The sequence below is a fragment of the Arenibacter sp. S6351L genome (genome assembly GCF_023016025.1).
GTDB classification, from domain to species: Bacteria; Bacteroidota; Bacteroidia; order Flavobacteriales; family Flavobacteriaceae; genus Arenibacter; species Arenibacter algicola_B.
On sequence record NZ_JALKBB010000043.1, the window covers coordinates 21,255 to 29,910 of the forward strand.

Consider the following 8,656-nt stretch of genomic DNA (forward strand, 5'->3'; position numbering starts at 1 on the left):
AAATAAATATAGTGCAAGTAAAAACGATTTTGATATTGGTAGGTTTTAGCCATATCTTAAGTAATGCAATGGATTATGCCATGGGATCGGCAAAACAATTGAATTCCGGTCTGATCTTCGTTCATATTCATTCCTTGGCTTAATAGGCCGGTTTCCCAACAGGTATGGCAACGATGTCAGAAGCATAGGCAGGAAATACAATTTCACATGAAGAAGCAATTGAAAAAAGATTAAAGGATTTTCTAGATGGCCCTCCTAAACTCAACAACTCCAATCATTAAAATTTTGCGGTTTTTGGTGCTACAGTGGACGTTATTTTTCAGATTTCGATAGATAAAACGGCCGTTTTACGAAACTGGTTTGAAGTATGGGTAGGATTCCAAAAAACACTCGTTTTGTTTAATTATTGGTTTGGCCAGCACTGAACATATTTTCATCAAGACCGATCGCAAGCGTTATCCCTTATCAAGCTTAGACGTAGATGCTTTTTTCATTTTTAGTGACCCAAATAACCACCTTCAATCAAAAATAGGAAGAAATACCAAAACTAAATCCCGCAGTTTTAGCCGGGTCATTATCAAGTATATCCTTTTGTCTCTGTATACGGTAATTTAAACGAAAGACTGTTTGTGGGGAAGGTCTGAAACTAATAGCAGGTATAATACTCCAAAGGGCTTCGCCCATGTTATCTCCCGTTTCTTTGAAAGTACCTACGTTCCAATCAACATACTCGAACCTACAGGCAAAATTTAATGTTGCCTTTTCCCAATCAAATATTTCGCGCTTTAAAATAGGTTGCACTACGTCCAAAAATCCACCGTGTTGTCTGTTTCCAAATTGTTGGGTAAAAGTTTCTGGCACATCCACATTTACCCAGGCCCATTCCCCAGTTATAAAAGTGTTCAGTTTTGGCAATGTTGTATTGTAATCTATAGCATATACGTTCAGTCGTCTTTTTTCATCCAAAACAATGCCATCATCCTCGAAATTATTGTAAATACCCCCCATATAGGATAGGCCCAATTCTCCAAATTTGGTATGTCTCACCGCTATTTTTGCCGTGCTCAGCGGCGTTCCACTTGCCGACTCCTCAAAGCGTTCAATGTTGGATTTGGAAGCTGGCAAAAAAGTTTTGTTTTCGGAATTATCTATTATGGAACCATCGAACCCTCCGGACAAATAGAATTCGTAACCGAACATCCAGTCATTTTGGTACATTTTTCCGAAAAGGCCAAAACCGGCATTGCTCCAGGTAGCTGGAAGCAATTGGGTTGCTGAGATCGGCCGGTCCGTAAACTCCCATTTGGGGCCATCGTGATTTTGATTGAAAGCTCCGATAGGGTTCATGATGATCCCGCCTCTCAAATTCAGCAATGGGTGAAATTCTACATCCAAGGAAGCAAATTCAATGGCTATTTCCTTACCCCCTTCCTCAAATTCCAATTCACTTAAAAATTTTATTTTATTACCAATTGAGGAAGCGACGAACAGGGTCATTCTTCTCATTTGAAATTGGTGCCCTTCCGAGACGCCATCGGTGCCCAAACGTTGCCAATTTACCTCCGCATACCCCCCCACTGAAACGGGCATTTTTCCATAGCTCAAAAAAGGACGGCCATAAGCCGCATCCATGTTCAAATGCTGTTTTGTTGTATCTATTTTTGTTCTTTTGAAAAGTGTAGTATCTATTTGTGCATATGACAACACTGATAGAAGCTGTAACGATATTGTAATTATTAGTTTCATGCTTTTTTTAATGAAATAAGAATGTTCGGATTGGAAATTTGGATCGGAAATGACCTTAACGGGTCCGTCGCAGGACCATTGGTCACCATGCCTTTGTTGTTGAATTCGCTTCCGTGCGCCGGGCATACCAGCTTATCACCATAGGCATTCAATTCATTTCCCTGGTGGGTACATTGCAGGTATAGGGCCGTATATTCATTTTCCGAAAAACGAAAGACATAAATAGGGAACCGTAAATTATTATTTCTAACAATAATATATTTTAGGTAGGCTTCATCTTTCAAAAAATCGGAAATGGGTACCACCAAGTTTTCGTTTTCAATGTTGGCCGTTATACTTTTGTTGGAAACACAACTTTGAAGCAACATCCCTATAGAAGAAGCACCGATACAGGCATAGCCACACGTTTTTATAAATTCATTTCTCTCCATAGTTTATAACGATTCCAAGAATTTGATCAAATCTTCTTTTTCGGATCGACTTAGGTCCAGAAACTCATTTTTACTATTGTCGGCTTCCCCTCCATGCAGTAAAATAGCTTCCTCAATACTTTTTGCCCTGCCATCATGTAATAAAAAATACTGCCCGCCTTGGGTGGTGGGCGAGAGCCCAAGTCCCCAAAGTGGTGGTGTACGCCATTCCGATGTTAATGCGCTTCCTTCCGTATAGCCATCATCAAGCCCAGGGCCCATATCGTGCAACAATAGATCCGTATATGGGGAAAATGTCTTGTTCGAAAGTGCTTCGATCGGGGAATTACCCGTTGTCAGTTCCGGAATATGGCAAGAAGCACAGTTGATTTGGGAGAAAATAGATTTACCGTTCAATATCCGGGCCTCTTCTTTATCCCGTTGTATCGGTGCCTTTAGTGTATTGATATAAGCTACAACGTCCCTAACTATTTTATCAGAGACTTCAGGGTCAATACTCAATCCCGTATAGACATCGATTGGCTCGAAAGTAGAAGTGATTCCCATATCTTGATTGTACGCAAGAACCGTTTGGTGGAGCAAATCATAGGCTGCGGCTTTTTTACCAAACCTGTGAATGTAGTCCCCTTCTTGTGAAATAGCGTTGGCAGCGGGAATAAGATAGTCGGCAAGGGCCATCCAGTTCGGTCTTCCCGAAATGCCGTCCCCGTCCAGGTCCTCAGGATCTGCCAAGGCCAAAATAGTCTCATCCGTAACATATTGCAAAAATCCAAGTCCGGTAATGGCGGGAGGTGTAAATTTTGAAAAAGTGGCTCCAGACGGAATGGTTTCCGGAGTGTATCCCGGTATCGCCCTATTTTGTAATTGCGGGCCACCCAAATGTAAAAATTGATTGCCAGTACCATCGGTCTGGCCAAAACGGGTGAGTGTGGTAAAGGGCGTTCCCTTGCCATCCCCCGCATGGCAACTGCCACAGCTCGTAGCTACAAATACAGGTCCCAGTCCGGTTTGAGAAGTGAATATGTCATCATTGAACGCTATATCTCCTGCCAAAAACTGTGCAGATTGGGCAGTGGTCAATCCTGCGATAGGACCATCCAAAAGTTCTTCTTCAAGCGGGGCCTGTGGCTCAAACTTTTCACAAGATGACAATACCAGTAGGCTTGATAAAATTGTATATACTACAATATTCTTTATGGTCATTATTAATTTGCTATAAATGTTAGACATGCAAATATGTATAAGTTAGATATCTCAAACAATTTTACTGACAAATAATTTTATCTTTGTTAAAAATTATTTGTCAATGGCGACGAAAGCAAAAGAAAATTATCTAAAGGCGTTGTATCATCTTCATCTCAAAAATGAAGAGATATCCTTGTCGGAACTGGGACGCAACTTGGAATTAAGTAAGCCAACGGTCAACAATATGGTAAAGAAAATGCACCAGAACGGCTGGGTCAAATATGAAAAGTATAAACCGATAAAACTGACCAATGAGGGAAGAAAGAATGCGGTGTTGGTGATTAGAAAGCACAGATTGTCAGAAATGTTTTTGTCTCAAATTATGGGGTTCGGTTGGGAAGAGGTCCATGATATTGCCGAAGAATTGGAACATATAAAAACCGAAAATCTATTCGACAGAATGGACGAACTGTTAGGGTTTCCCAACATTGACCCACATGGTTCGCCTATTCCAAATAAAGAAGGGGAAATTGTAAAAAGGAATTATAAAACACTGGCGGAGTGTTCAGTAGGTACCAAGGTTGAGTTAAAGGCACTACGGGATAGTTCAACGGATTTTCTTCTTTTTTTGAATAAGAAAGAAATACACTTGGGCAGTGAAATATTAATTCACCAAATCGAATCTTTTGATAAGAGCATGACCATTTCATATGGTGACCACTCAGAACAAGTTTTGAGTAATTCTATTTCTAGTCGGATTTTGGTCGAGGCAATTTAGTTTTTTATTGGCTACAGTGAGCGAAAATGGCCATTGACCAGAATAGGAATATAAAGCTGACAATTTTATCCAACTTTTATGAATTTTACAAAGGATGTATTAGTCCTATAAAACGGCCTATTTATGGGTCAGTTTTGAGACTTCTGATATTCTTTTATCTAAGTGTCCCATTCTTGGTCCTTTTTAATAGTTTCGTTAATTAACCTTTTACGGAACTACATAAGTATATTTAAATGACCGTATTTATGAACTTTATAGTCTTCCCTTGTTCGTTGATTTTAAAAGTTTAAATTGGCGTACTAATTTATTAGTACGTATTTTGACGTTTATTTAAACTTTGAGTTATGATTTTTGGATATGCAAGAGTAAGTACCGCAGAACAGAATCTGGATATGCAATTGGATGCTTTCTTAAAAGAAGGTATTGATACAAAGAATATTTATACAGATAAGGTTTCCAGTTCCCAAGAAGAGCGTAAAAGTTTGAGCAAGCTTTTGGAATATGCCCGTGAAGGGGACACTATTGTTGTCTGGAAATTAGACCGTCTTGCTAGAAGCCTAATCCACTTTACAAACTTCATCAACCAACTCAATGAAAAGGGTGTCAAGTTCCGGAGTATTACAGAACCTTTTTTAGATACCACGGACAAGTCCTCACATTCGCAATTCATTGTAAACTTATTTGCCGCTTTGGCCCAGTTGGAGCGAGATATTATCATTGAACGTACAAAAGCCGGTTTGGCTTCTGCTAAGGCGCGGGGTAAAATACTTGGTGCGCCTACGGGAATCAGTAAAAAAAATCAACAAAAAGCCATAATTTGCGAACAATACTTTAAAGAGGGCAAATTAACCGTTTCTGAAATCTGCGACCGTGTAGGTATCTCGAGGGCAACTTATTATAAGTATTTAAAGCATCGCGGACTTAAAGGGAAATTAAGACCCTATCTAGTAAAAGAATAAATTTTGCAAATATCAATATATAAAGTAAAAATGAAAATAAAATATACACTATTATTTTTAGTCATTATACTCAATAACTCAAAGGCTTTAGCTCAGAGCGAAGATGGAGATGGAGATGAAAGAGTTTTTTTTAATTCTATCGTTTACCTTAAAGATTCAGTTGTGAAAAAGGAAAACAACTACGAAATATATATTAAGGATATTTCCACAGGAAAGATAAAACCCTTTAAATATGCCGTAACAGGATCAGGATTTTTTGTCAGTAAGGACCTAGACTCCTATCTTGTCACAGCTAATCATGTGGCTAATCAAATTTCTTTGGAAGGAGAAATTTACTTTCAAAATGTAGATAATGAAAAAAGAAGCCTGAAGTTAAAAGAGCTAGTAAATAAAAACTCTACTTGGATTTCACATCCTACGGCAGATGTTTCAGTTTTACGGTTAAACATCAATGAAAAGGATAGTATATATCTTGATGAATTGGGAATATCAAGTTTTTCTTATTCTTCGATAAAAAATGAACTTACTAGCCCTAACAGATTACAGGATTTAACAATTTTCGGCTTTCCATTGTCTCTAGGAGCAATGGGAAACCAAGTTTCTCCGATAACTAAAAAACTTAAGGCTGCAAGTGATATACTTTATTTAAATAGATTTGACAATAAAGTTGCTAATGCTTTTTATTTACTAGATGACCCTAGTATTTCAGGATTTAGTGGTGGTCCAGTTGTTATCATAAAAGAGTCATATGAAAATCCATATTCAAATAAACGAGTTAGAATGAGCCCTGATATTGTTGGTCTTGTTCATGGAACGATTAATGATAAAACCGGTGGTTTTGCCGCAATAGTACCAGCTAAATTCATAGCAGAAACTATTGATTTAGCACCTTCATTTAATGGGAAGTATGTTTATTACTATTCAACCGGTAAGATTTGGAGCGAAAGGATATATAAGAATGGTTTTCCTTGGACAGTTATTTCTAATTTCGATTCTAAAGGAATTGCTCAAGAGATGGGTACTTTAAAAAATGGAAATGGCACACTTATAATTTATAATGAAAAAGGTGAGGTAATATCTGAAGACTCTTATAAAAAAGGGATATTTCAAGGCTCAAATTATGTGAATCTAAAAGGACTATAATCCCTCTAATTACTAAAGTAATATATGTAACATGATAATATCTGATAAATAAATACATTCTTAATGCCTCTTATTCAAACGTTTATACTCTTAAATTTTGCATTTTGACAACAAATAACCTTCAAATTCACTTATAAGTGAATTTAATTTTTATATTTACAAATAGATGAGTAGTTTTGCACGGCTTAAACACATACAAGATTATGATCAGGTCAGTTACTATTCAGTCTGTGTTGGTGATGACCCTCAAACCTTTGACGACCAAGATTCCTTATATGAATCTTTTTTAAAAACACAAGGTGAAGTTAATAGAAAGAAGGTAATCCATATTATTAACTGGTTAAAAGAAATTGGAGAAAGATATGGCGCACAAAAACATTTATTCAGAGATGAGCAAAAACAAGGCGAAGCAAATGCACTGCCGCCCGAAGGTACCAATAGAAGACCTACTTATACTGAAGCTGGTAAAAACATACCAAATAACTTAAGGTTATATTGCTACAGATTAAACGAACATGTGGTAATTCTTTTCTCAGGTGCTGTAAAGACTGCAAAATATGCCCAAGATTGCCCAAATGTAAACCCACACTTTGCAAAAGCAAATCGATTGACTAAAGCTATTGATACTGCAATCAAAGAGAAAGATATTAGATGGATAGACAATTTTTCAGATATCGCCTTTGAAGATGACATCATAATGGATTTATAGTTACAAAACCAAAGAATGAAAAAAAACAATATTATTAACGAATGGCTTAATGAGAATAATGACCCAGTCATTGAGCGCCTTGTAAAACGCAATCTAGCTATTGCCAATAAGGTTAGAAACATATTAGACGAAAAAGGTCTTAGCGATAAAGACTTTGCTAAAATGCTAAATAAAACTCCTTCTGAAATTAGCAAATGGTTAAGTGGAACGCATAATTTCACTGGAAAATCCATTATCAAGATGGAATTGGCTTTAGAAGAACGACTTCTGCATGTTGAACCTGTGAAAGAATATGTCCATTTAGGTCTAATTAAGGGAACTTGGCAAGAGTCTGTAAATGAATATACCGAAGCGAAATATCAAGAAACAATGCCTGGGAAAGTTGGTTAATGACTAAAAAAACACACCATATCGACCCTTCCAAAATACACCTTAAGCACATAGAGGAGCTATATGCTGATATTGGAGAGTTAATTGGAAATCAAACACCAGTATCTTCATTTGATACCAAAATTGCTCATAAAAGTGCCTTTAATGTTTCTGAAAATTTATTTTTACTCGGTTTGAAAGTAGTTTTTAAGGCTATTGAAATACAAGACCAACCTGAGTGTAGTTTCAGAGTTAATTTTCACTTCCAAGTTGATAATTTGGATAAGATGTTTACTTACAATGAAGAAGATACTCCAGTTTTTCAAGAGAATTTTGTCGCTACCCTTGCTGGTATTTCATATTCTACATTTAGAGGAATGATTTATGAAAAAACTAACAAAACACTTTGGAACGGATTATTGCTTCCAGTAATAAAGCCGTCAATACTACTACAAAGCTGGATTGAGAATGAATAAAGTCATTTAACACAACAGGTGGTGATTTGAAAAGTCTACTTAAAAGATTCTATGAAAATACCTGAAATAAAACTTATTCCGCAACCCGAAACAGATGAAGCCGAAAAGGCTTTGGGTTATGAATGGAATAAAGAAGCAGGCACTAGACATAAATTAGGTGGGGAACCAGACGGTTTAAGTGAAGAGATGTATCCGAAATGTGTTTCATGTAATTCAAAGATGACCTTTTACGCTCAAATAGATTCTATTGGTGATAAATACGATTTAGCCGATTGTATGGTAATACACCAATTTGTCTGTTTTGATTGCTTTGAGGTAAGCTGTCAGTTAACACAAACAATAGTTTAATTAAAGGATTAAAATGACACTACAGGAAATTGAACATGAATTTAATAATGAATTCGGCTCTATATCAGAAAGGTTCATCATTATCACAGAAAATCTATTGAATTTAGCTAGTTCTGATAAAAAGTATATTTATCACCCAGGTGTCTATGTTTTCTATTTTGAAGATAAGGTGATTAAGGTTGGAAGACATTTGACAAATAGCCGAAAAAGAGCACTAGAACATATTAGGGATAACACTAGAAATGAATATTTTGAAATGAAGTCCTTAAAAGAAAATAAAAAGGCCAAAGTCTTACTTTTTAATTTGATAGACCCAAACAACTACCATTGGTTAGCTTCGGTTGAAATGTATCTAGAGAAAAAGTTGGAACCGGTCATTAAATCAAAACGCCAAGGTTAACCAAAGTTCAAATAAAGGATAGTTGTCTTCCTCAAAATTTATTCTTAACTTGAACCATTATTAATAATATTGGTTCATTATGGCGGTAATTAGAAAATCAATCACATTTACA

The 8,656-nt window shown here is 36.5% G+C and carries 12 protein-coding genes; 9 read left to right on the forward strand and 3 right to left on the reverse strand.

The features are described from left to right. Nucleotides 1-11: 11 nt before the first annotated feature. The gene (locus MWU82_RS24320) at nucleotides 12-143 is read left to right on the forward strand and encodes a hypothetical protein (protein WP_281502464.1); all 132 of its coding nucleotides are present in this window, start codon (nucleotides 12-14) and stop codon (nucleotides 141-143) included. Between the two features lie 379 nt (nucleotides 144-522). On the opposite strand, the gene MWU82_RS22685 is transcribed toward MWU82_RS24320, so the two are convergent. The 3 genes from MWU82_RS22685 to MWU82_RS22695 are packed head-to-tail and all read right to left on the reverse strand — an operon-like array spanning nucleotide 523 to nucleotide 3,407. Continuing rightward, nucleotides 523-1,746, reverse strand: coding sequence for a hypothetical protein (locus MWU82_RS22685; RefSeq protein ID WP_093978622.1), 1,224 nt, complete (start codon nucleotides 1,744-1,746; stop codon nucleotides 523-525). After that, nucleotides 1,743-2,177 carry a Rieske (2Fe-2S) protein gene (locus tag MWU82_RS22690; RefSeq protein WP_093978623.1) on the reverse strand — a complete coding sequence of 145 codons (435 nt, stop codon included), beginning with the start codon at nucleotides 2,175-2,177 and terminating at the stop codon, nucleotides 1,743-1,745. The genes MWU82_RS22685 and MWU82_RS22690 overlap by 4 nt, the downstream gene beginning before the upstream one ends. Nucleotides 2,178-2,180: 3 nt before the next feature. Continuing rightward, on the reverse strand, nucleotides 2,181-3,407 hold the full coding sequence (locus MWU82_RS22695) for a di-heme oxidoredictase family protein (protein ID WP_232513946.1): 1,227 nt from the start codon (nucleotides 3,405-3,407) through the stop codon (nucleotides 2,181-2,183). A gap of 76 nt (nucleotides 3,408-3,483) precedes the next feature. Here MWU82_RS22695 and MWU82_RS22700 point away from each other — a divergent pair, with 76 nt between their 5' ends. From MWU82_RS22700 to MWU82_RS22735, 8 genes are all read left to right on the forward strand, one after another. After that, nucleotides 3,484-4,140, forward strand: a complete 657-nt coding sequence (locus MWU82_RS22700) for a metal-dependent transcriptional regulator (RefSeq protein ID WP_093978625.1) — start codon at nucleotides 3,484-3,486, stop codon at nucleotides 4,138-4,140. Between the two features lie 344 nt (nucleotides 4,141-4,484). Then, nucleotides 4,485-5,099 (forward strand): recombinase family protein, encoded by a 615-nt coding sequence (locus MWU82_RS22705; RefSeq protein WP_247098030.1) that lies wholly within the window; start codon nucleotides 4,485-4,487, stop codon nucleotides 5,097-5,099. A gap of 30 nt (nucleotides 5,100-5,129) precedes the next feature. Continuing rightward, complete coding sequence (locus tag MWU82_RS22710; protein WP_247098031.1) at nucleotides 5,130-6,242, forward strand: hypothetical protein; 1,113 nt, start codon at nucleotides 5,130-5,132, stop codon at nucleotides 6,240-6,242. 166 nt (nucleotides 6,243-6,408) lie between these two features. After that, complete coding sequence (locus tag MWU82_RS22715; RefSeq protein ID WP_247098032.1) at nucleotides 6,409-6,951, forward strand: hypothetical protein; 543 nt, start codon at nucleotides 6,409-6,411, stop codon at nucleotides 6,949-6,951. A gap of 15 nt (nucleotides 6,952-6,966) precedes the next feature. Beyond that, a complete protein-coding gene (locus tag MWU82_RS22720) occupies nucleotides 6,967-7,341 on the forward strand; it encodes a helix-turn-helix transcriptional regulator (protein WP_116772511.1) in 375 nt (124 codons plus the stop codon). After that, entirely contained in the window at nucleotides 7,341-7,796 is a 456-nt protein-coding gene (locus MWU82_RS22725) for a hypothetical protein (RefSeq protein WP_247098033.1), read from the forward strand. The genes MWU82_RS22720 and MWU82_RS22725 overlap by 1 nt, the downstream gene beginning before the upstream one ends. Before the next feature lie 51 nt (nucleotides 7,797-7,847). Further along, on the forward strand, nucleotides 7,848-8,144 hold the full coding sequence (locus tag MWU82_RS22730; protein WP_247098034.1) for a hypothetical protein: 297 nt from the start codon (nucleotides 7,848-7,850) through the stop codon (nucleotides 8,142-8,144). A gap of 13 nt (nucleotides 8,145-8,157) precedes the next feature. Continuing rightward, entirely contained in the window at nucleotides 8,158-8,544 is a 387-nt protein-coding gene (locus MWU82_RS22735) for a hypothetical protein (protein WP_247098035.1), read from the forward strand. Nucleotides 8,545-8,656 lie beyond the last annotated feature (112 nt).

Excerpts from the sequence above, each read along its gene's own strand:
- MWU82_RS22685 (WP_093978622.1), bottom strand. The coding sequence starts at position 1,746 with ATGAAACTAATAATTACAATATCGTTACAGCTTCTATCAGTGTTGTCA.
- MWU82_RS22690 (WP_093978623.1), bottom strand. The coding sequence starts at position 2,177 with ATGGAGAGAAATGAATTTATAAAAACGTGTGGCTATGCCTGTATCGGT.
- MWU82_RS22695 (WP_232513946.1), bottom strand. The coding sequence starts at position 3,407 with ATGTCTAACATTTATAGCAAATTAATAATGACCATAAAGAATATTGTA.
- MWU82_RS22700 (WP_093978625.1), top strand. The coding sequence starts at position 3,484 with ATGGCGACGAAAGCAAAAGAAAATTATCTAAAGGCGTTGTATCATCTT.
- MWU82_RS22705 (WP_247098030.1), top strand. The coding sequence starts at position 4,485 with ATGATTTTTGGATATGCAAGAGTAAGTACCGCAGAACAGAATCTGGAT.
- MWU82_RS22710 (WP_247098031.1), top strand. The coding sequence starts at position 5,130 with ATGAAAATAAAATATACACTATTATTTTTAGTCATTATACTCAATAAC.
- MWU82_RS22715 (WP_247098032.1), top strand. The coding sequence starts at position 6,409 with ATGAGTAGTTTTGCACGGCTTAAACACATACAAGATTATGATCAGGTC.
- MWU82_RS22720 (WP_116772511.1), top strand. The coding sequence starts at position 6,967 with ATGAAAAAAAACAATATTATTAACGAATGGCTTAATGAGAATAATGAC.
- MWU82_RS22725 (WP_247098033.1), top strand. The coding sequence starts at position 7,341 with ATGACTAAAAAAACACACCATATCGACCCTTCCAAAATACACCTTAAG.
- MWU82_RS22730 (WP_247098034.1), top strand. The coding sequence starts at position 7,848 with ATGAAAATACCTGAAATAAAACTTATTCCGCAACCCGAAACAGATGAA.
- MWU82_RS22735 (WP_247098035.1), top strand. The coding sequence starts at position 8,158 with ATGACACTACAGGAAATTGAACATGAATTTAATAATGAATTCGGCTCT.